Origin of the sequence: Candidatus Cybelea sp. (assembly GCA_036489315.1) — a bacterium.
Lineage (GTDB): Bacteria > Vulcanimicrobiota > Vulcanimicrobiia > Vulcanimicrobiales > Vulcanimicrobiaceae > Cybelea.
The window spans coordinates 1-22,284 of record DASXFZ010000031.1 but is presented as its reverse complement, the minus strand read 5'-3'; the positions used below and the strand labels follow the sequence as shown (position 1 = coordinate 22,284).

At 62.7% G+C, this 22,284-nt stretch carries 17 protein-coding genes; 2 read left to right on the top strand and 15 right to left on the bottom strand.

Going from position 1 to position 22,284, the window contains the following annotated elements:
• A partial coding sequence (locus tag VGG51_07760; GenBank protein HEY1882919.1) for a TonB-dependent receptor occupies positions 1–3,402 on the bottom strand: 3,402 nt, incomplete at its 3' end.
• 114 nt (positions 3,403–3,516) lie between these two features.
• On the opposite strand from VGG51_07760, the gene VGG51_07755 reads away from it, so the two are divergent.
• Positions 3,517–4,014, top strand: coding sequence for a hypothetical protein (locus VGG51_07755; GenBank protein HEY1882918.1), 498 nt, complete (start codon positions 3,517–3,519; stop codon positions 4,012–4,014).
• Positions 4,015–4,025: 11 nt separating this feature from the next.
• Here VGG51_07755 and VGG51_07750 read toward each other — a convergent pair whose 3' ends face one another.
• Genes VGG51_07750 through VGG51_07735 form a run of 4 tightly spaced genes read right to left on the bottom strand, consistent with a single transcriptional unit; the run spans position 4,026 to position 9,456 of the window.
• The gene (locus tag VGG51_07750; GenBank protein ID HEY1882917.1) at positions 4,026–6,716 is read right to left on the bottom strand and encodes an adenylate/guanylate cyclase domain-containing protein; all 2,691 of its coding nucleotides are present in this window, start codon (positions 6,714–6,716) and stop codon (positions 4,026–4,028) included.
• A gap of 16 nt (positions 6,717–6,732) precedes the next feature.
• Positions 6,733–7,491, bottom strand: a complete 759-nt coding sequence (locus VGG51_07745; GenBank protein HEY1882916.1) for an aquaporin — start codon at positions 7,489–7,491, stop codon at positions 6,733–6,735.
• On the bottom strand, positions 7,436–8,008 hold the full coding sequence (locus VGG51_07740; GenBank protein HEY1882915.1) for a type 1 glutamine amidotransferase domain-containing protein: 573 nt from the start codon (positions 8,006–8,008) through the stop codon (positions 7,436–7,438). The genes VGG51_07745 and VGG51_07740 overlap by 56 nt, the downstream gene beginning before the upstream one ends.
• Before the next feature lie 41 nt (positions 8,009–8,049).
• Positions 8,050–9,456 carry a helix-turn-helix transcriptional regulator gene (locus tag VGG51_07735; protein HEY1882914.1) on the bottom strand — a complete coding sequence of 469 codons (1,407 nt, stop codon included), beginning with the start codon at positions 9,454–9,456 and terminating at the stop codon, positions 8,050–8,052.
• A 1,035-nt stretch (positions 9,457–10,491) separates the two neighbouring features.
• On the opposite strand from VGG51_07735, the gene VGG51_07730 reads away from it, so the two are divergent.
• The gene (locus tag VGG51_07730; protein ID HEY1882913.1) at positions 10,492–11,415 is read left to right on the top strand and encodes a hypothetical protein; all 924 of its coding nucleotides are present in this window, start codon (positions 10,492–10,494) and stop codon (positions 11,413–11,415) included.
• 86 nt (positions 11,416–11,501) lie between these two features.
• Here VGG51_07730 and VGG51_07725 read toward each other — a convergent pair whose 3' ends face one another.
• The 10 genes from VGG51_07725 to VGG51_07680 form a co-directional block, all read right to left on the bottom strand.
• Positions 11,502–12,878, bottom strand: coding sequence for an alkaline phosphatase family protein (locus tag VGG51_07725; GenBank protein ID HEY1882912.1), 1,377 nt, complete (start codon positions 12,876–12,878; stop codon positions 11,502–11,504).
• 11 nt (positions 12,879–12,889) lie between these two features.
• On the bottom strand, positions 12,890–14,257 hold the full coding sequence (locus VGG51_07720; protein HEY1882911.1) for an alkaline phosphatase family protein: 1,368 nt from the start codon (positions 14,255–14,257) through the stop codon (positions 12,890–12,892).
• An 18-nt stretch (positions 14,258–14,275) separates the two neighbouring features.
• Positions 14,276–14,452 (bottom strand): hypothetical protein, encoded by a 177-nt coding sequence (locus tag VGG51_07715; GenBank protein HEY1882910.1) that lies wholly within the window; start codon positions 14,450–14,452, stop codon positions 14,276–14,278.
• Positions 14,449–15,777, bottom strand: a complete 1,329-nt coding sequence (locus VGG51_07710) for an alkaline phosphatase family protein (protein HEY1882909.1) — start codon at positions 15,775–15,777, stop codon at positions 14,449–14,451. The genes VGG51_07715 and VGG51_07710 overlap by 4 nt, the downstream gene beginning before the upstream one ends.
• A 128-nt stretch (positions 15,778–15,905) precedes the next feature.
• Positions 15,906–16,301, bottom strand: coding sequence for an ATP-binding protein (locus VGG51_07705; GenBank protein ID HEY1882908.1), 396 nt, complete (start codon positions 16,299–16,301; stop codon positions 15,906–15,908).
• Positions 16,298–16,624, bottom strand: a complete 327-nt coding sequence (locus tag VGG51_07700; protein ID HEY1882907.1) for an STAS domain-containing protein — start codon at positions 16,622–16,624, stop codon at positions 16,298–16,300. The genes VGG51_07705 and VGG51_07700 overlap by 4 nt, the downstream gene beginning before the upstream one ends.
• Positions 16,621–18,045, bottom strand: a complete 1,425-nt coding sequence (locus tag VGG51_07695; GenBank protein HEY1882906.1) for a SpoIIE family protein phosphatase — start codon at positions 18,043–18,045, stop codon at positions 16,621–16,623. The genes VGG51_07700 and VGG51_07695 overlap by 4 nt, the downstream gene beginning before the upstream one ends.
• Positions 18,046–18,049: 4 nt before the next feature.
• A complete protein-coding gene (locus VGG51_07690) occupies positions 18,050–18,208 on the bottom strand; it encodes a hypothetical protein (GenBank protein ID HEY1882905.1) in 159 nt (52 codons plus the stop codon).
• Complete coding sequence (locus VGG51_07685) at positions 18,205–18,684, bottom strand: cupin domain-containing protein (protein HEY1882904.1); 480 nt, start codon at positions 18,682–18,684, stop codon at positions 18,205–18,207. The genes VGG51_07690 and VGG51_07685 overlap by 4 nt, the downstream gene beginning before the upstream one ends.
• A gap of 8 nt (positions 18,685–18,692) precedes the next feature.
• Positions 18,693–21,818 carry an error-prone DNA polymerase gene (locus VGG51_07680; protein ID HEY1882903.1) on the bottom strand — a complete coding sequence of 1,042 codons (3,126 nt, stop codon included), beginning with the start codon at positions 21,816–21,818 and terminating at the stop codon, positions 18,693–18,695.
• Between the last annotated feature and the right edge of the window lie 466 nt (positions 21,819–22,284).

Sequence of the window (22,284 nt, the reverse complement as noted above, 5' to 3'; positions counted from 1 at the left end):
CGGCTGGCGAAACTGCCCGAACGTATCGAACGTGCCGGTCTGCGGATTGGGGATGTACAGCGTTCCCGGATCCGATCCGTCGCTGGTTAGAGCGTGCCCGCACGACGTGTAATCGGGATTGAGCGGATTGCCCGATTTTATACCGATGCTGCTCTGGTTGGCGCTGCAGCTCCGCGGGTCGAGTCCGACGACGTCGGCGGGCGTGCCGTATGTCGTGCCCTCGGCGAGCTGCAGCGCCGGGGTGATCGCCCACTTGTTGTGCCGGTAGTTCAGTACCAGCGAGAACGTGTTCGGCGACAGGTACGGAAAGTCGAGTCCAGGCGCATACCAGCCCTGCGTTCCCAATATCGACTCGGGCGACATGTTGTAGTAGGGGTTGCGGATCGCCGATGCGCCGCATTTGAAGTCCGGCTTGCCATCGGCCGTATTTTTGTAACACGGCGCGCCGCCGCCGGACTCGGTGAGCGCGTTGAACTCCTCGATGTCCTGATTGTACTGATCGACGGGGCCGACCGTACTGTTCATATAGTTGCTCCATTTTTCAAGCGCATTCGTGTACGTGTACGAGAAAACGCCGGAGAAGCCGTTGCGGCTGAAATCGCCCTTGGTGAGTTCGAATTCAACGCCATCGACCCGAAGCGTCCCGGCATTGAACGACGGCGAAACGCCAAGGCTCGGAAGGTCTACCGTCTCGTAAAGCTGGTTGGTTCCCCAGCGGTAGTACGGCGTGACCTTCATCGCGACGTCGGTGCCCTTGAAATGGTGCTCGAGCGAGAAATCGTAGTTGTCGGAGAACTGCGCCTGGGCGTCGTGCAGCGGGGAGCTGTAGCCGAAGGGAATGAAGCCCAGCAGGGTCGACGCCAGGTTAGGCTGCGCGGTGTTGTACTGAATCTCGTAGTTCTGCGGCTGCTGCGCATAGCGGCCGGCCGAAGCTCGCAATACGGTGTCCGGATTCACGGTGTACGTTGCCGACACGCGCGGTTCGTAGTAGGTCTGGCTATACGTCGGCGGGTAGGCGTTGGTCAGCAGAATGCCGTCGGTTCCGTTGGGGTGCACCGTCTGCACCGGCGTTCCGGTCGAACGGTCGATCGGGCAGTGGAACGTGACGAGCGGCGTATAGAAGTAGATGCTCTGCGGCGGCTGCGGCTCGAAGATCGGCTGACGCGTCACCGGGTTGACACAAAACTCGTGCTGCGCGGCGTTGAACCAGAAGTTCGTCCCCGGGTTGTTGGTGTCGGCGAGGTCGTAAGCGTCGTTCTCGAAGCGCACGCTGGCGTTGATGTTCCACGCGTCGTTGGGGCGCCACTGATCGCTCAGCGACGCCGAGGTCAGTTTCGGCGTGACCGAGTTGATGTCGGCATCGTTCCCCAGGTAAGTCAGCAGCATCTGCGCGCCGGCCTGGCATGCCGGTGAGCTCGCCTTCAATTGCGAGTCGGCGCAGGGATTCTGCACGCCGAAGCCGCCGTACGGGCTCTCGAACTGCCCCTGCGAGACAAATTTGTTGCAGGGTGCGGGATCGCCGACGTGATAGCGGGCGCTGTTATAGGTCGCGAAGCACTCGCTGCCGTTGGTGAAGCTGCTGACCTGCTGGCTGCCGGTGTTGTCGTAGTTGTGGTTGTAGTAGCGCAGCGTGTCGGACGTTAGGTACGAAACCATCCCCTGCAGGAGGTGTGCGCTCGAGAGCTGGTCGGCGAACTGCATCTCCAGGCCGCCGGTGTGCGAGTCGACCTCGTACTGGTAGTTCGTGACGCCCAACGAGTAGTTGTTGCCCCACCCGTTCGCCGTCGCGCGGTTCGTGTTGGAGTAGAACGTGTAGCCGAAGAGCCGGACGTACGCGTTCGAACCGATGTTCTTTTGGTACTGCAGCTTGATGATGTTGGCGGTGTCCCAGCGGCCGTCGCGGTAGTCGGCGGGAATCTGCACCGTCTCCTGATAGCCGGCGGCGTTGACCGGGCACGCATTAGGGACGCCGGTCACGTTCGCGCAGCGGCCGCTCGGAGAGCCCGGGTAGTAGTAGGCAATCGGCGCGGTGGACGCCGGCGCAAGCCACGGCGTGTTGCCCGGGTACGTGTAGAAATCCGGCCACTGATTGGTGTAACCGGCGTAGAAGTCGGGATGCTTTCCTTGCAGGCCGGAGTTGACGATGCCCAGGGCCAGCGGTCCCGCGTCGTCGAGGCTCGAGTAGTCCTGCTGAAAATTTGCCGACGACATGTAGAGCATCTGAATATCGTCGCGCCCGGAGTCGTGCCGGTGCGGCACGCCGACGTGGAAGTTGGCGACGACCTCGCGGTTATTGATCGAGGCCGGCTGCCCATAGTTGGCCGGATAGGAACCGAAGCAGCCCGGGTCATCCGTAACGATATTTTTCACCGGGTTGCTATAGGTAAAGTTGTTCCTGCAGTCCGGGTACATCGCGGGAAAAAAGTGTAAGTTCGTCGTGATGAACGATGGGTAGTATCCGTAGGGGATCGTGTCGGAGAGACTCGCGCCGTTGTACTGATCGAAGTACCGGAAGTCTTGATTGGTGCCGCTGATCCCGACGTAGTACGAGAAGAGCCGGTCGGGCGTCGAGCCGCCGGCTTCGACGCGCGCGTCGTGATAGAAGGTTGGCGTTCCGACTCCCAGGCTGCCGACGGCATAGCCCGGATAGGTTCCGGTCTTGATGACCTGATTGACGAAGCCGCCCAAGCCGGTCGCGTTCGCGTCGGCCTCGCCGCCGCCGGTGTAAATCTGGAGCTCTTGCTGGCCGAGCGTGCTCTCGGCATTTCCCGGGTAGTTGTCGAATGAGCGATTGATCGGCACGCCGTCATACTCGAAGCCGATCTGGTCGTAGTAGCCGCCGCGGATGTAGACGCTCTGATTGACGCCGACCTGATTGGGCGGAACGTAGGCGCCGGGCATCGCGGCGATGGCCGAGTAGGCATTGTTGAGACCGCCCCCGCCGCCGAGCGGCGCCGCCGCCGCGGTCAGCCCGGGATTGACCGAATAAACATCGGTTCCGGTTCCCGAACGGACGGGGCTCAGCGAAGATCTCGAGCTTACACGGGCGATCTCTCTGATGCTTTTTTCCATACGAAGCGTCAGCGTCTGGCTTTGATCGGCGAAAACCGAGATGCCGGTGAGCACGTTGGTTTCGTAGCCGCCGTGCTCGGCGGAGATCGCGTACGTGTCGGGCGCGAGAGAAAGGAAGGTGAAGCGCCCCGACGCATCGGTCGTCACGTGGGCGACCTGCGAGGGACTTGAGGCCGTGACTTGCGCGCCGGCGATCGGCGCACGCGTACTCGCGTCGGATACCGTACCGGTAATCGTCCCGGTTGTTCCAGCCATGGCCGCCTGCGCGAACGGCAATACAAGCGCAGCAATGAGGACGACCGCTATCGACGCGCGCCGTTCAATTTGCATGCTCCACTGCTCCTTTGCTCCGTTGAAGTGACTGCGAAAAGAGGCCTTCGCAGACAAATTGCGGTAAGCCTTTCGGGACGCGCTCGCGCGCGCGTTAGCTTTACAGAGGAGCGTGTGATGAAATATTTACGTCTTTACACCGCAGCACTTTTCGCATTCGGCATCTTCGCATTGAGCGCGGGACCGGCGCCGGCCGTTCCCGTCAACGTCAACCTGTTCAATAACGGCAACCGGAATCTCACCGGCCAATACGCCGGCTCCGTGACCGACAGCGTCACCGGGACGGGAAGCGCATCAGCCAACTTCGCCGGCCTAGGAGAGAACCTCGGTGGCTATTTTGCGTTCAGCTTCGGCACCGCTTCGTATTCCAACGCCGCGTCGGCGCAGAACACCGCCCATGGGATGGAGGGCGTCTTCGTCGCGACGATCGCGAGCACCGCATGTTCGTTCTCCTTTCACGCCAGGTATTCTGGCTCGAACAATCGGTTACGGGGGCAGTACCAGGCGGTGAACGGCTGCAGCGGCGAGCACGGCACGTTTTCGCTTAAGCAACAGTGCTTCTATAACGAGAATAACGATATCCGCGGCGCCGCCGGCTTGAGGCCTTGCTGACGCTGGGCCGTTCAGAGCGATGATGAGAGTGCCGTCGCGCGAGCGACGGCCTCTTCTTCGGTTAGCGTCGCGCCCTCGGCAAGCAACTGCGCGAGCCGCTCTTCCCCTAGCAGGTTTGCGAGCTCGTCGACGAGGCCTTGCGCGATCTCACGATCCGACACGACGCGCTGCCAGGCCATCGACGCGAGACGACTCTCCGCGAAGCCGGCGAGCCTCGCGGCTTCCATGGCGTCGTGCTCCCGTCCGAGCACGGCAATATAGGTAATCGCAAACGGCGTGTGAATCGGATGGCGCGTCTTCGCGGCGAGGTACAGTGCCTCACGGGCTACCGGCGTCGCGTTTTCGCGATCGCCAAGCACCAGATAGTACGCGACGATGTCGACGGCGATGACGATCTCGAGATCCTCCCCGGCGAGCGCCTTTGCCTCCGTGAGGCGCTGGGCAGCCGAGCGGTATTCCCCGATCTCCGCTTCCGACTGACCCCACCACGTCAGCGCCCGCGCGGTGTCGTCGTCGCGGCCAAGCGAACGAAAGAGCTCGACGCTCTCGGCGTGGAGCCGCCGCATCCGCTCGGGATCGCTGACGGCGAAGGCCGGCGCACCGCGCCGTAACGCGTCGGCCAGCAAGCCGCGATCGCCGAGCTCCCGAGCGAGCTGCAGTGCCTCCTCCGCCGCGCCGCGTGCTTCGTCGTAGCGCTCTTGCGTTGCGTAGCGGTGGGCGATTTGGGCGAGTGCGCGAGCCCGCCCGCGCGCTTCGCCGGCTTCGCGGTACAAGTCGACGGCGCGCAGCGCTTGGTCGAAGGCACTCGCACTCGCTCCTTGATTGTTGTAGAGCATGGAGAGTCCGTAGCGCAGCCGCGCTTCGACGCCGGCCGGCAGCGCGGGACGTTGCTCGAGAATTTGCTCGCACCATCCGATCGCTTCGCCCAGCAGCGAGAGGCGTAAAAAGATCGGGCTCGTGTCGGCGGCAAGCTGCGCAGCAAGATTAACATCGTTGCCCTCATCGAGCGGCCAGCGAATGGCAACCCGAAAGTTCAATAGATCGTGCTCCACGCGCGAGAGCCAATCGGGCGACGGCGCCGTGTCCCATTCCTCGTACGCAGCGTGCGCCAGCCTCGCGAAGGCGTTGGAGTGCCGGCGCTGGGCGTCGGGGGCCTCGCCCGCCTCGGTCAGCCGCCGCCTTGCGTACTCGCGAATCGGCTCCAGCAAGCGGTAGCGCTGATCGCGCCCTCGGCCTTCGGAGACCACGAGCGACTTGTCGACCAGCGACGCCAGCAGATCTAGGACGCGCCAGTCATCGCTTCCGCTGCCGCACACGTCGTCGGCAACTTCCAGGGTAAAGCCGCGCAGGAAGACCGCGCAATGACGCAGCGCACGCCGCTCGTCGTCGTCGAGCAGATCGTAGCTCCAGTCGATGAGTGCGCGCATCGTCTGCTGATGCGGACGACGGTCTCGCCCGCCCACGAGCAGACGCGGCTCAAGGTGCGCGGCCAGGGCCTCTACGGGCATCGCCCGAACGCGCGCCGCGGCGAGCTCGATCGCCAGCGCGATGCCGTCGAGGTTCGTGCAGATCTGTTCGATCGCCGCCGCGCAGGTCGCGCCGGTAAAGTCGGGATCGGCGGCCTGCGCGCGGTCGACGAAGAGCTGCATCGCCGAGGCAAGTTCGAGCGGAGCCAAGCGGTAGACGCGCTCGCCGGAGATGTCCAGCGGGGCGCGGCTCGTTGCGAGGATCGTTATCTGCGGGCAGCGCGCGACAATTTTTGCGGCAATCTTCGCAGTCTCGGAGACGAGGTGCTCGCTGTTGTCCAGCAGCAAGAGCAGTTCGCGCTTCTCGAGGTGTGTCAGCAGCGTGTCGAGCGGCTCTTCATCCGGCTTTGGTTCGGCGTGCACGCCCGCAAGAATCGTGCCCGCGATCAGGCCCGAGTCGGTGATCGACGCCAGGTCGACGATCCAGGCGCCGTCGCGTTCGTCGTTCAAGCGGTTCGCCGCGACTTCCAAGGCAAGGCGGGTTTTGCCGATACCCCCCGCCCCGACGATCGTGACGACCGCGCTGCGAGCGAGCAGCCCTTGGACGCGAGCCGCGTCGTCGTAGCGGCCGATAAAGCTCGTGCTTTGGCGTGGGAGGTTGTTCGGGGGCGTCTTCAGCGCGCGCAGCGCCTTGAACTCGGAGCGCAGGCCTACGGCAATCGGCTGATAGACGCGTTCGGGCTCTCGCAGATCGCGCAACGGCAGCGTTCCGAGATGACGCAGCGTGATTCCGGCTGGAAGCCGTGCGTTCAACGCGTCGGCGGAGTGCCCCGAAAGCAGTACCTGACCGCCGTGACCGGCCGAGAGCAGGCGCGCCGTGCGATTGACGGCGGTGCCGAAATAATCGCCTGAACGCTCATCGGCTTCGCCATCGTTGATCGCCATGCGAACGAGAACGCCATCGACCGCCGCAAAGTCCTGACCTGCGAGCTGCCGCTGCGCCGCGACCGCTGCGTTCAACGCGTCTTCGACGTTCGAAAAGGCGGCACAGAACGCGTCGCCGATCGTTTTGAAGATGTATCCGCGCCGCCGCTCGATCTCCGTACGCATGATCTCGTCGTGACGGCGCAATGCGTCGCGCATCGCGTCTGCGTATGCATCCCAGCGCCGCGTGCTTCCCTCGATATCCGAAAACAAGAACGCGACCGTCCCCGTTGGAAGAGCGGGACTCGTCACGGTCGATTGCTCTGCGCTATTCCCTGCCTTTTCCTGCTCGCTGCTCACCCGCGCTGGGACGAGGAAAGAAAAGATACGCGGCGGCTGCAGCCAGCGCCGCGCCGACGCTGGGGCCGGCGGCGTAGATCCAGACCAGGTGCGGTGCGCCGCCGATTAGCTGCGCCGGGATCGAGCGCGCGGGATTCATCGACGCACCGCTGATCGGTCCGGCAAAGAGGCCGCATGCCGCTACCGTCAGCCCGACGGCGACCGCGGCCTGTTTGCCGACCTTCGACTCCTCTTCGGCGGTCGCCAAGATCACCAAGACCAAAAGGAACGTCAGAATTACCTCGGCGAGCGCCGCTTCCAGCTGCGTGTAGCGGGGGCCGGGATGGCTTGCACCCAGCAGCATCGTCTTCTTCCATAGCGCGAATGCGAGCGCGGCCGCCGCGAACCCGCCGGCGAACTGCGAGACCCAGTAGAGCAGCATCTGCAGCGGCGGCATCGCCTTGCGCAGCGCGAAGGCCAGCGAAACGGCAGGATCGACGTGCGCTCCTGAGAGCGTCGAGAACGCGTAAATCATCGCGATCGCGATGAACCCGCGAGCGAGCCAGCGCGAAACGTAGTCGACGCCGGTATCCGTGTAATAATCGACGTCGACGCCGATCGCGACGATCGTTATGAAGAACGTGCCTACAAACTCCGCGCATGCCTTCCGGATCAGCAGCGACGGGTTCCGATTACGACGCGTTTTGCACGTTTGACGAGCGCGGTCTAAAAAGCGCGATCGCGGCATCGTTGAACTGCGCGAGGTCGCCGGGAGCCTGGCTCGTCACCAGCAACTCGTCGGTGACGACCGCGCGATCTTCCCAGACGGCGCCCGCATTGGTTAGATCGGTCCGCAGCGAGGGGCAAGACGTCACCTTGCGGCCGCGCACGTAGTCGGTCTCGATCAAAACCCACAGCGCGTGACAGATCGCGGCGACCGGCTTGCGCCCAATCTGCATCGCGTGCACGAAGAGCACCGCCTTGTTGGAGGCTCGGAGGCTGTCCGCGCTGCGCAGGCCGCCGGGAATCAGCAGTGCGTCGAACTCGGTCGGCTTAGCGTCGGCGATCGCGACGTCGACGCGGAAAGACTCGCCCTTCTCCTCCCCGTTCCAGCTGCAGACGTTTTGCGTCTGCGGCGAGACGAGCGAGGTCGTCGCGCCGGCCGCGTGCAGCGCCTCGCGGGGAGAGGTCAACTCGATCTGTTCGAATCCGTCGTCGACGAGAATCGCGACGCGGACGCCGTGGAGCGGGCGCGGACGAACCATCTCTGGTTCATTCCCCGCGGACGGGGGTCAAACGCGGCGGCTTATCCGCCTTTGCGTTGGCGTTGCGGGGCGCGCGGGAGCGGAACGACCGGCTTGGAGAGCACCGCCACCAACTCCGCGCGGCTCTTCACGTCGAATATCTGGAACAGCTGTGCGAGCTGGTTGCGCACGGTATGCGGACTGCGACCAAGCGTCTGGGCGATCTCGGAGTTTCGCCGGCCGACACGCACGAGTTCGAGAACTTCGCGCTTCGCCGACGGAATGCGCTCGAGCGGCACCACCCGCGACGAACTCGATTCACCAATCCGGCGAGCGATCCAGCTGCGAGGCCACGGCTCGATCTTCTGGGCCGCGCGTTCGATCCAGCGCTTGTCGCGCGTTGCATCGTAGAGACCCAACGCACAGAGCGCCGCGCGCCATCCATAGTTGAAGTCTTCGAAGATCGACCAGGCTTCGGTCAGCGCGTTCTTTCCTTCCTCGCTATCGCCAAGATGCAGCCACGCAATGCCTTGCGAATAGGCCTCAAAGCCGCGGACGCGAGGGTCGGTGCCGTACGAAAGGATCGGGACGACCGACGACGACAACGACCGGAACCGCGCTAAGTATTGCTCCGCCACGGCGGGGTCTTCGTAGGCGAAGAGTTCCGCGAGAACGAGCAGCGCCGAGCGCTCTTCACCGGCGACCTCGTTCCACGAAACGCGTTGGGCGATCTCGTGCGCTTCCTGCAGCTGCTCGGCGGCAAAGGCCCGCTCGCCGGTGTTCTTTGCCAGCAACGCGCGATCGAGGAAACAGAGCACGCTCCAATGATCGGACGGAGCGAGGCGGGCGGCTTTCTTGAAACCGCCGAATGCGGCCAGCTCGTTTCCCTCGAGTTCTTCGACCGCCGCCATGAAACGCGTCACTTGAAAACGTTCGAGCTGAAGGCCCGTCGTCCACGCGAGCTCCTCGTAGGTGTGACGAACGCGTTCCGACGCATCTTGGATGGGAAGCTCGCGACACAGCAAAGCGAGCGTCAGTAAAGCGTTCGCACGAAAATATTCGTCGGGGACTTCGGCCGCGTCGATCTCGTTGAGCGCCTTCTGCAACTCCTCGACCTGCCGAAGCACCTCTCCGCGGCGCAAGGCGACCCACGAGAGCATGATGTGTGCGCGTGCACGGTTGTTGGGATCGGTCGACCTCAGTTGAACGCCGGCGGCCTCTTGCGCCTCGGCGTGTTCGTGCTGCATCCACGCAATCGCCGACTTATAATAGTAGGCCTCGTCGTAGAGGGGATCGCCGGCGGTAAGCTCGTTGATGGCTCGATTGATCAGCCGGCGGCCGGCGACGAAGTCTCGCGTGTAGCCCATCGCGGCCCCGAGCGTTACGTCACGCTCGATCCGGGCCGATGGGCTGGCACTGGCGAAATCGGAGAGCAGGCCGATAACATCGAGGTAGCGGCGCTCGCGCATAGCGAGCCGAGCCGACGCTAATAGCGCGTCCGCCGTCCTTTGTCCGCCAACCAATTCGCGACAGCGATCAAAATCGGCGGCGCGCAGAGCCCGCTCGAATTCGAAGCCGTCGAAGCTTAAGCTGTGTCTAGCGTTCGTCAGCATTTTCCCGATCTAGTTGTTAAGAGCGTAGACTATCGGCCCGGCGGCTGCCCACCAGGCCGACCTACTTCTAGGATATAGTGGTACTACCTTTGACCAAAGGACCTATTCTCGGATGCCTTCCTTAGTGAACAGACGGAGGGCCGCCACCCACTGAATCACTATTGTGATGCATCTTCTTTAGTTTCACTTGCTTCGAAGGCGGACCGCCGCCAACCGAGTCGCCAGGCTGCGCAATGCCGCCTCTCTTGGGAGGCCCACCGCCTACCGAGTCCGTGTCGTGCTGGATCCGTCCAAACGCGTGGGAGGGAGGACCGCCGCCAACGGAGTCGAGGTCGTGGTGGACTTGAATTGCTTGGCCGGTACTCGGGAGCATCGAATTGCCCTGCAGGTTGCCGGCGGCGCAGCCGCCAAGCAGCGCCGGGGCTGCGAGTACAATAACGAGCAAGATCGTACGCATCTCTCTGTTTTTCCCTTTCAGTGCCCTAAGCTGGCACAAGGAAGGCTGATAAGTAGTACGAATATACTAGTACGAAATCGCCTCCAAAGATAGATCTGCTTGGTAAACTATGCACCTGTCGTGCAAGCCTAGCGGGCGCCCGGATGGCTGTAGACACGCATAGAGGCGACGTTAACTAGGACCTCCCTCCATACATTTCTCGCCCACGAAGCCGCCCCTTTCCTCCACGAATTGCTCTTTAAAAAGGGCCTGGCTTAGAGTTTGTCCTCTCGGAACGGCCCCCGCGATCTAGGAGAATCGAGCGTTCGACGATCTCTTGGCGACGTTTCCGAACGCGGATGGCGCCACTGCGGGTTGCCCGCGAGCGTTAAGTCGTTACCAAATAGTGCCCAAGGTCGCCCGCGAATCCCCACGGAATACGCAAACGCATGCACATGCGACGTTTAGCACTGCGCACCGCAGCTCTGGCGGCATCGCTCGCCGGCCTCGCAGCGTGCGGAGCGCCCGAAATCAGCCCGGTGGCAGCTCCCGGCGCAGCCGCGCCTGATTCGATCGCGCCAAAAGCGAAAACCGGCACCGTCTACACCTGCCAGAACCAGACGCAACTCCGTTGTCTGGTCTACCAGAACGGCAAGATCAAGAAAACGCTGAGTGCCGGTCTACAAAAGCCCGCCGGTATCGTTGCCGGGGCAGACGGCCTCGTCTACATTGCCGATGAAGACGCGAAGGCGATCCTCGTCTACTCGGCCGGCTTGCAGAAGCAGATGCAGAAGCTCGCCGACGGCGCCAACGCGCCCGTCGACGTCGCGGTCTATAAAGACGAAGTTCTAGCGGCCAACGTCAAGAACGCGACGTTCTTCAAGAAAGGCGCCACGAAGCCAACCGCTACGCTCACCGCCTCCGGTATCACTAAAGCGTCGGGCGTCGCCTTCGACCCCGCGGGGAACTGCTACCTGAGCTTCGCTGCGAAGTCCGGCGCGCGGGTCGACGAGTTCAAGGGTTGCAAGGGGAAAGGGCAAGATCTCAATATCTCCCCGGGCTCGCCTTACGGAATCGCCTTCGACGGCAGTGGGAACCTCTACTACGCAACCTTCTCGGGGTCGACCAACGGCGTCTATAAATGCAGCGGCGTGAAATCGTGCAAGCTGGCCTTGAGCGGATTTCATATCCCGCAGTATCTCAACTTCGGCCCGAACTTTACCGATCTCTGGGTCACCGATCTCGGGACCTACAGCCCCGGCCTCGCCTACCTCGATGAGTTTAATGCCGCCAGCGGTAAGCAGCTTGCGGCAATTAGCGACGGCTTGAGCTTCTTTGCCCCGCCGGCCGGCGTGTCACCAGGTCCGGGCTCCCTTTAAGCCATCGTCTCGCCGCCCATGGCGGACGATTACCGATTCGTCGGCCATCGTCAGGTGGCCCCGTTCTTTTCAGAGGCGAGCTTAGTCTACTCCGCGTCGGGGATATGATGGTCGGGCGGCTGCACGTGTTCGAACCAGTAGATACCGTGTTCGGACGGAATGTCGGTAAACTTCCGAGGCGCTTGAGCAAAGTCGAACGCACCCAGGGGTGAGGCCGCGCGTCTATCGCTGGCTGCCAGGCGCCCTAAGCGGAACGTATCCTCGACGAACTTCAGTATGCTTCCGTGCTCGTATCGAGTGTGATCGACCTTTCCTTGCTTTGCGTACGGCGAGACGATCAGCATCGGAAGGCGCAGCCCGAGCCCGTCGTAGTCGGCAAGCGGCGGCGGCTTCGGATCGTACCATCCGCCGTAGTCGTCCCAAAAAATAAAGATCGCCGTCGAGTTCCAATACTTCGACTCACCGATCGCATTGACCAGAGACGCCACCCACGACGGCCCCGTCTTGCTCGCACCTCCGGCATGATCGGAGTTTTCCCAAGTCGGCGTAACCCAACTGAGCGCGCGCAGCTTACCGTGCTTCACATCGCTGAAGAAATCGGTCTGCGGCGAGATCACGTCCTTTTGCCAATCCGGCCCGAAGTAGATGTGCTTGATGTTCTGGTAGGCGCTCCAGATACCGCCGTCGCCGTACCAGAGCGTGGCGTAGTACGCCCAGGAGAGACCGGCCTTGTCCATCTCGTCGCCAATCGTTTTGTCGTCCCAGCAGATCGGTATCGGCGGCCCGTACTCCCGCTGCTTGGTGATCGTCGTGATGAAATCGCTGCCCTCACCGACGCAGCCCCACCAGCCCGTTGGATAGTTGATCCCGGAGTCGGCCTTGCCCGCGATGATGTACTGGTGGGAGATAAAGCTGCTTGCGTCGACGTTCGAGGCGTACATCTCGTCGGAGAGCACGTAGTTTTTCCCCATGTAGAAGTACGGTTTCGTTTCGTCGTGCGGGACGTAGCTGTAGGCCGGATTGGGGTGCGGGCACTTCGGTTCGGCGCGATGTCCGCACCCCGCGTACTCGTTATTGAAGCCGTCCATCTTGCAGCCCGTACCGGGATAGCTGCCCGTTCCGTCACAGGCGGCGAGAAACCCGGCGAAGCTGTGATCGATATCCCACACCGTTTCGAGACCGATCGGCCCGAGCTCGATCTTCTTCCCGTGCGTGTCGTAGCCGTATGACACGGTGTGCGCGCCGGGAAATCCGTAGAACAAGTTGTTGAAGCTTCGGTTCTCCTGAATGATGATCACGATATGCTTGATCTTGCCGCCGGACGCATCGCGATGCGATTGGAGCGACGACTCGGAGAGAGCCGGCAGAGTCGGGCCGGCCGGGCCGGCGCGACCGCCGCACGCGGCGAGGACGCACGCGACGATCGTGACCGGCAGTAGGCGAAGCATGGCTGAAATAGGCATTGACGCTTTCTTTAGTCGCTGTCGGGAGCGCGATAGTCCGCAGGTTGATGCATGAACCAGTTGATGTCGTGCTCCGAAGGTATTTTCTGGAACTTCCGCGCAGGCTGGTTGAAGTTGAAAGCACCAGCCGGGGAGTTCGCGCGTGTGTCGCTCCGCGCGAGACGCGGCAAGCCGAACGTATCTTCGACGAACTTCAGGATGCTGCCGTGCTCGAAGTGCGTGTGGTCGATTTTCCCTTTCTTTGCGTAGGCCGAGACGATCAGCATCGGAAGGCGCAGGCCGAGCCCGTCGTAGTCGACCTTCTTCGGCGCCTCTGGATCGAACCAGCCGCCGTAGTCATCCCAGAAGATGAAGATCGCGGTGTTATTCCAGTACTGCGACTGGCCGATCGCATTGACTAGGGAAGCGACCCACGCGGGACCCGTCTTCCCGCCGCACCCCGCGTGATCGGAGTTTGCGCAGGTCGGCGTAACCCAGCTCAGGGCGCGCAGCTTACCGTTCTGCACGTCGTTAAAGAAGTTCGTCTGCGGCGAGATGACGTCTTTGCTCCAGTCGGGTCCGTTGTAGATATGATTGATGTTCTGGTAGGCGCTCCAGATGCCGCCGTCACCATACCACGTCGACGCGTAGTAGGCCCACGAGAGCCCGGCGTTATCCATCTCGTCACCCAGGGTTTGGTTATCCCAGCACATGGGGATGTTCGAACCGTACTGGCGCTCTTGCGTCAGCGTGCCGATCTGATCCCCGTACTTGACGCCGGGGCAACCCCAGTCGTTCGAGGGATAGTTCACCCCGGAACTCGCTTGGCCCGCAATGATGTACTGGTGCGAGATGAAGCTGCTCGCATCGACATTGGACGCGAACATCTCGTCGGCGAGAACGTAGTGTTTGCCCAGAAAGAAATAGGGCTTCGTTTCGCTTTGCGGGACGTAGCTGTAGGGGGGATTTGCGTTGGGACAGCTGCCTCCGCAGCCGACGTACTCGTTATCGAAGCCGTTCATCCGACAACCCGTGCCGGGATAGCTTCCCGTGCCGTTGCAAGCCTGTAGGAACGAGCCGAAGCTGTGATCGATATCCCAGGTGGTCTCCAGGCCGATCGGCTGAAGCTGGATCTTGTTTCCGTGCTCGTCGTAACCGAACTTGGCGGTGTGAGCCCCCGGGAAGCCGTAGAAGAGATTGTTAAAGCTGCGGTTTTCTTGAACGATAATGACGATGTGCTGGATTTTGCCGCTCGACGGCGCGCGGTGGCCCTTGACCACGAGATTTTGGAGCGAGACGCCGGGAAGCGCCGGGCTTCCACTGCTGCCGCCGCTGCACGCGCAAAGCGCGAGAGCGACGGCCGCGGCCGGCGCGAACCGGATCGTGATGGGGATTCGCATCAACCTTCTCCTTTTTCTTTATTCGCCGTCGACCGGACGCCGGTCGATCGGCCGGTGTTTGAAGTAGTCGATCCCGTGCACCGACGGCACGGCCTCGAATTCACGAGCGGGTTTGCAGATGAGGGTGATGTTCTGATACGCGCTATAGAATCCGCCGTCGCCGAGGCTCTGGCTGCCCGGCAACACAACCATCACTCGCTATCGGGGATCCGAAGATCGAGCGGTTGGTGCTTGAAGTACTCTATTCCGTGCTCCGCCGGAACGGGCACGAACTTGCGGGGCGGTTGATTGAAGTCGAAAGCGTCCTCTTCGGGCGAGCTTGCGCGCTTATCGCTGGCGGCCAACCGCGCCAGGCCGAAGCTATCCTCGACGAACTTCAAGATGCTTCCGTGTTCGTAGTGGACGTGAGAAACGTGGCCGTCCTTGGCGTACGGTGAGACGATCAGCAGCGGAATCCGCAGCCCCAACCCGTCGTAATCTTTAAATGCCGGCGCCTTGGGGTCGTACCAGCCGCCGTAGTCGTCCCAGAAAATAAAGATCGCCGACGAGTCCCAATACTTCGATTTGCCGACGGCGTTGACGAGCGAGGCCACCCACGAGGGACCGGTCTTGCTGTCGCAGCCGGCGTGGTCGGAGTTGGCGCAAGTCGGGGTGATCCAGCTCAAATTCCGCAGCCTTCCTTGCGAGACGTCGTCGAAGAACTTGGTCTGCGGCGAAATGACGTCTTTGCGCCAGTCGGGACCGTTATAGATGTGATTGATGTTCTGATAGGCGCTCCAGAGGTCGCCGTCCGAATCGATCGCGGAAGCATAAAACGCCCAGGAGAGCCCGGCATCATCCATTTCATCGCCGATCGTCGTCGTGTCCCAGCACACCGGGATATACGGACCGAACTGGCGCTGCTTGGTGACGGTCTGGATATAGTCGTCGCCGCCGCCGGAGCAGCCCCACTGATAGTACGGATAGTTCACCGCCGATTCCGATTGAGCGGCAATGATGTACTGGTGCGAGATGAAGCTGCTGGCGTCGAAGTTCGAGGCGTACATCTGGTCGGCGAGCACGTAGTGGTCCCCGAGAAAAAAATAAGGCCTGGTTTGGTCGTGCGGCACGTAACTGTACGGCGGATTTTGGTTCGGGCAGCGCGGCTCGCTGCGGTTGTGCCCGCAGTAATAGTCTTCCTTGTTGAAGCCGTTCATCCGACAATCCGTGCCCGGATAGTTCCCCGTTCCGTTGCAGGCCGCATAGAACGAATACGAACTGTGATCGAGATCCCACTTCGTGTCGAGCCCGACGGGTTGGAGCTCGATCTTCTCGTTCTTCGAGTTGTACCCGTACGCCGTCGTGTCGGCCCCGGGAAAGCCGTAGAAAAGGTTGTTCAAGCTGCGGTTCTCTTGAACGATGACGATGACGTGGCGAATCTTCGCGCTCGCCGCGTGACCCCCGACGGCGTTGACGAAGGCGCGGGCACCGGACTGCGACGGAGCAAAGGAACCGCTGCCGCAGGCCGCGAGAAGTGGCACGACGAGCGCGCCGAGGTGCCGGCATCGCGTCACGTCCTACCGCGCATCGGATCTATGGCGGCTCGTTATCTGCTGCTTGGCCACAAAACTCGCAGGAAGTACCCCGAGACGCAAGATCATGACGTGCGTTAACTTTCAGGAAGATGAAAGCGCATGCGCACGTTTGTCCCGCGTGCGGTATCGATTCGAATCTGCGGCGTGACCGCGCGAATGATTCGCAGGCCAAATCCTCGGCCGGCAAGCCGTTCGCGCTCGATGAACGAGCCGCGATCGCAGACGTCGACGGCGAGCTTTCCGCGAGCGATCCGGGCGTGCAGTTCGACATAGGAAGCAGGCCCGGCATTCCCTTGGTACGCGTGCTCAACCGCGTTGGCCAGTGCTTCGCCCGCTGCGGTCGTAACGTCGTCGACGCAATCGCCACCCAAGCCGATCGCTTCGAGAAACGCGCGCAAGGCGTGGCGGATCGGCGCAACGCAACGCGATTGCGCGGGACACCGCAGACGAAGCTGCGACGCGGAGTTCACGGATTCATGCGCTCGTTCAGGTAGGCAAGGGCATCGTGGGGATCCTCGAATATCGCAAACGCCCCAGCGAGCCCCGCGTACTGAACGAGCCTCGAGAACTGACGGGTTCGTATTACGACCGCGAGCGGTATCCGATCGCGTTGCGCCGTAACGCAAAAACGAAGCAGTTCGGTTAGCGCCGTCGAATCGGCGTAGGTCACCTCGGAGAGGTCGACGAGCACCGCGCGCGCACCCTCCGGTAGAGTAAACGCATCGCGGATCTCGCGCTTGCGGCTGATCTCGAGTTCGCCGCCGAGCCGAACCGTCTCGATCGCGCCGCTCACGCGACCCTCCCAACGCTCGAACCGGAATCCTCGCCGAAGCGGATCGTCAAAATCGCGACGTCGTCGACGATTCTCCGGTTTGAAAATATCGAGGCGGAGATCATCGCTGCCGCGTTGTGCGCGGGCCAAGCGGCGGCCGCTTCTACCGCCTGCAGCAGCAAGGCCTCGCCTTCCACGACGTTGTGCGAATGCTCGATGGCCCCGTCGGTATAGAGCACGAGCATCGCGCCGGGAACGCTCACGATGCGATGGCTTCGATAGTTGGCATCGCCCATGACCCCGAGCGGCAGCGAACCAAAATCAAGCATTCGAGGCTTGCATCCCGGTTCCAGGAGGACGGGCGGCGGATGCCCGGCGGTCGCGTAGACGAACTCGCAATTGCGGGAGTCGACGATGCCGGCGACGGCGGTAATCAGCGGAGAGGCTCGGCTGAAGAGATCGGAGTTCGCTCGTTCGAGGATGGCCCCGGGATTGGGATCGACCAGTGCACAGGAGACCAAAAGGTGACGCGCTCGGTTCATCGCGACCGCCGCATCGATCCCATGCCCGGTAACGTCGCCGATCGTGAGCAGCACGCGGTGCTCGGTGAGCTCGAGAACGTCGTACCAGTCGCCGCCGACCCTCGCCTCCTCGGCAGCGGGCAGATAGGTTGCACTGAAGAGAACCTTTGCCATCTGCGGCAAGAGGTTCTGCGTAAAGGCGCCCTGGAGGGTATCGGCAATACGCTTCTCGGCCTCATACGCCGAACGACTTTCAGCGGCGCGCCGGCGCTCCTCTTCCGCCCGCGCTCGAGTTCGCTCGAGTCGCGCAGCCAGCCGGTACTGTTGAACCGTAAAGAGCGTAGCAGCAACGATCACCGCCGCGACCGCCCCAATCGCGAACAGAGTAACGCCGTAAATCGCCTGCTGCGCCCGGCGTTGCGCCTGATTCGCGCGAGCCGCCAACGAATTTTCGACGACCTCCAAATCGCTGCGGAAGCGATCGACGAGCCGTTTTCCGTGCAGCTGGACCTTGGCGGGGACGCGCTTGAAGGTGATGATCGGGTAGGCGACTTGCGCGACCCATCGCCGGTTCGTCTGGGCGGCGTCATCGAGCACGGCGCGGGTAGTGGGCATCTTGAGATCGGTCAGCATTCGCCGAAGCCGCGCGAACGTGCGCGGCAGTTCGGCTCGCGCAACGTAGTACGGCTGCAGCAAGGTGCGCTGGCGCACCACGGCATAGCCTCGGACGCCGGTCTCCTCATCGAGTTGCCGGCTGATCGTGCGGGCCACCAAGAAGCGCGCGGTGCGGACGTCGCTCGCTCCGCTGAAGGCCTCTTCGATCGTCCTGCTGACCTGGCGCCCGGCGACGACCAGCACGATCGCCACGAGCGCGAGAAAGACGAGCGTCAGAACCAGCGGAATGTAGATTCGGCGCGTCATGCGATCAGTGCCCGAGGTGCCAGCCGTGCTGCTCGCAGCGATACGGTTTCAACCCGGTCGAGGTGTTTGGGATCGCGCGCTCGGCCGCCTTTTTCGTCTCGAAGGACGTCTTCGGCGCTCCGTTGCGCTTATAGCACGAGCGCGGGCCGCCGGTCTTTCTCACTCCTCGCCGTCGAAATAGTCGATCGCCTCAGAGCGCAGAATGCGCCGTTCGGGCATGCCGACGCCCCATTTGTTGCTGTCCGGGTAGTAGGACGACTCGCCGATGGGATTGTCGGCGACGACGTACATCACCAGCGGCTCGGCACCGTCATTGAAAAACTGGTGCGGCTCTCTTGGGAGAAAAAGGCAGGCATCCCCCGCTTCGACGCGCTCGGTTCCATCTTTGTGGCGCACCGTGCCGCTGCCGGAGATCACGTGATAGAACTCCCACTGCGCGCTGTGCGAATGATAGGGATACGGCGCCTTGCCGGCCGGGATGCGCAGGATTTCGACGTCGAACGGATGGCGCTCGAGCAGATCGGTAGAGTCGCGCTTGCGCCCGAGCGCCTCGGAGACTTGGATGCCTTCGCCGGCCATCGTGCCTTTGGGGGAGGCCCAAGTGACGGCATCGAGCCGGTTCGTATTCACCTTGCGCATACGGCCTTTCATTGAAAGCTGTGAACGGAGACGTGCTTGGTGACGCCTTCGTCGTCGAAGCTCCAGATTCTCTTGGCGAGCACGTCGACGCAGCCGCTCTCCTTCTGCAGCGTGCCTTCAACGATGAGGGTCGAGGAAGAGCGGATCGGCCGGCGGTACGCGTCGTAGACGTCCGGCCGGACGATGACGTTGACCACGCCGGTCTCATCTTCGAGCGTGAGAAAAACGAAGCCCTTAGCGGTGCCCGGCCGCTGGCGAGTGACTACCAGGCCGCCGACCCGGCATCGTGCGTTGCGGGACAGCGACGGCAGCCGGGCGGCGAGCGTGACCCGCTGTGAGTTGAGGAATTCGCGGAAGTGCTCCATCGCCTGTCCCGTGGGCGTCACCCCCGTAGACCATAGGTCGAAGGCCGTGCGTTTCTTTGCGGCCAGCGGCTTCAAGGCAGCCGCGGGCTCGTCGACGTCCATTAGCGCGCCGAGTTCGCCGCGTGCCTCGCGCTCGTCGAGACCACGCAGCGCCCACATCGCGTCACGCCGCGCCGGATACCACGGCGCAAAAGCGCCGGCAATCGCCAGATTCTCCAACGCTTCCCGTTCGAGCTGCGTGCGCTGCGCGAACTCGAGCACGCCGGCAAACGGGCCGCGCGCAACGGCGCCTTCGAGACGTTGGCGCTGCGCCTCGCCCAGACCACGGACGAGATGGAATCCTAAGCGCAGCGCGCCCTCATGCTCCACGTACGACCAGTACTCGCTCGCATTGACTTCGATCGAGCGGATCGTCACGCCGTGCCGGCGCGCGTCGTTAACGAGCACCTCGGTCGAGTAAAAGCCCATCGGCTGAACGTTGAGAATCGCCGCCGCGAAGATTGCCGGGAGGTGGCACTTGACGTATGCCGAGGCGTAGGCCAGCAGGGCGAAGCTCGCCGCGTGAGATTCGGGAAAACCATAATCGGCAAAACCTTCGAGCATATGAAAAAGCTGCTCGGCGGCGGCGCGATCGATGCCGTTGCGGATCATGCCGTCGACGAGCCGCACGCGCATCGCTTCCATCCGGTCGCGCGAGCGTTTGTGACCCATCGCGCGGCGCAGCTCGTCGGCCTCGCCGCCCGAGAAGCCGGCCGCTTCGATGGCCAAGCGCATCCCCTGCTCTTGAAAGAGCGGCACGCCGAGGGTTCGTTTCAGCACCGGCTCGAGCTTGGGATGCGGATAGGTGACCGGCTCGAGACCCGAGCGGCGGCGCAGGAACGGATGGATCATCTGCCCTTGAATCGGCCCGGGGCGAATGATCGCGACCTGCATGACGATGTCATAGAAGCAGCTCGGCTTCATTCTCGGCAGCATCGATTGCTGGGCTCGCGACTCGATTTGAAATACGCCGATCGTATCGGCACGCTGCATCATCGCGTAGGTCTCCCCGTCGTCGGCGGGGATCGTGTGCAGCGCAAGATCGGGCGGCACGCCAGGCGGCAGGCACGCATCGCCGCGCGCGTGACAGCGCCCGTAGAGTGAGAACGCCTCGCGCAAAAGCGAGAGCATCCCCAAGCCGAGCAGGTCGATCTTTATCAGCCCAAGTTCTTGGAGATCGTCTTTGTCCCATTGAACGACGGTGCGATCGCGCATCGTCGCCCATTCGACCGGCGCGACGCAGACGAGCGGATCGCGCGTGATCAGCATGCCGCCGGAATGGATCCCCAGGTGGCGGGGAAAGTTGGCGATGCGGCGGCAGATGGTGAAGAGCAGATCCGGCCCGGCCTCTTCGGGCAGCTGCTCGCGCACGTCGTATTCTTTCGCGATGAGATCGACTTGCTCGAGCGATAATCCCACGGCTTTGCCCACGTCGCGAATCGCCGAGCGCGTGCGGTAGGTAATCACCTCGGCGACCATCGCCGCGTTCGCGCGGCCGTAGCGGTCGTAGACGTATTGAATGACCTTCTCCCGGTCCTGATGGGCGAAGTCGATGTCGATATCGGGAATCTCGCGGCGCTCCTCGGACATGAAGCGTTCGAAAAGCAAGTTCATCTCGACCGGATCGACGGCGGTTATGCCCAGCGAATAGCAGACCGCCGAGTTTGCCGCCGAGCCGCGCCCCTGGCAGAGCACGCCAAGCTCGACTGCCGCGCGCACGATATCCCAGACGATCAGGAAGTATCCGGCGAGATTCATCTTGGCGATCAGGCCGAGCTCGTACTCGAGCTGCCGTTCGACCTTGTCGCTCAACGGCATCGCGTAGCGGCGTGCCGCGCCCTCGTAGACGAGCTTACGCAGATGGCTCTGCGGCGAACTTCCCGGCGGTACTTCGAAGTGGGGGAATTGTCCCGCCAAGCGTTCGAGCCGGAACGCGCAGCGCGAGGCGATTGCACGGCTGCACTCGATGGCCTCGGGATACTCGGCGAAGAGGCGGCGCATCGCGGCGGGCGGCTTGAGATAGAACTCGGCGTTCGGGCGCAGACGATTGCCGGCTCGCGCCGCCTGCATCGTTTCGCCTTCGCGAACGCAGGAGAGCACGTCGGCGATCAGCGCGTCCTCGCCGGTTGCATAGACCACCGCGTTGGTCGCGACGTACGGTAAGCGGCAGTGCTCCGCGATGCGCACCAGCTGCAGATTGCGCTGCGTCTCTTCCGGCGTCAAGTGCTGTTGGAGCTCGAGATAGAAACTCCGCTCGAATATCGACGCGAGCCGCTGGGCCTCGCGTGCCGCCGCGCGCACGCCCTCTTGCCGCAGCGCACGCTCGACGCGCCCGAGCGGGCCGCCGGAGAGTGCGATCAGCCCTTCGTTACGCTCTTGCAGATCCTCTACGCGCAAACGCGCGTCGCCTTTGCTTCCACGCATTTGCGCCGCCGAGATCAAGCGGCAGAGGTTCGCGTATCCGCGCTCGTTCTCGACCAGGAGCACGAGATGCGCGCCATCCTCGAAGGTCAGCTCGCTGCCGACGATGGCGGCAACGTGCTGCCGCCGCGCGTGCGCGCCGAACCGTACCGCACCGTAGAGCCCGTCGCGATCGGTCAACGCAATCGCGTCCAAACCGGTCTCGGAGGCGCGTTCGATCAGATCCTCGGGGTGTGACCCGCCTTGCAGAAAACTAAAGTTCGACCAGGTATGGAGTTCTGCGTATCCTCGTTGCTTTAGCTCGGGCATGGGTGGGAGCGCGAGACCCGATGGGTTCGGGGACGCTCGCTTTTCCGCGTCCTGCGGAAAAGCTGCTCGCCTCGTCGTCGCTCCCGGCATCCTGCCTCCGCTCCTCCCTTCACACGCCCCTCACCCATCGGGTCTCACGCTCCCACCCATATCTCGTCCATTTCGCCGAACAACGCATATGTGTGAAGCGAGATGAAACCGCAATTCCGATAGCTCTTCACCGAGTTTGCCCGCAGCCGAACTATTGCACGAACCAGCAATTCTGTTCTCCCCGCCATTGCATCATAAAAAATTTGAGTGGTTGGCACGGCTACCATAAGTCAAAGCCGAAAACACCGCGCAGGTAAATAATGCTTCCTCCCGACATCGCAACGTTATCAAATGCACGAGCGGGTTCGGGAGTATGCGATGAGAAGGATCGTTGCCGATTCTCCGAGAGCGCGCGACCCAATGGGTTCGGGGACGC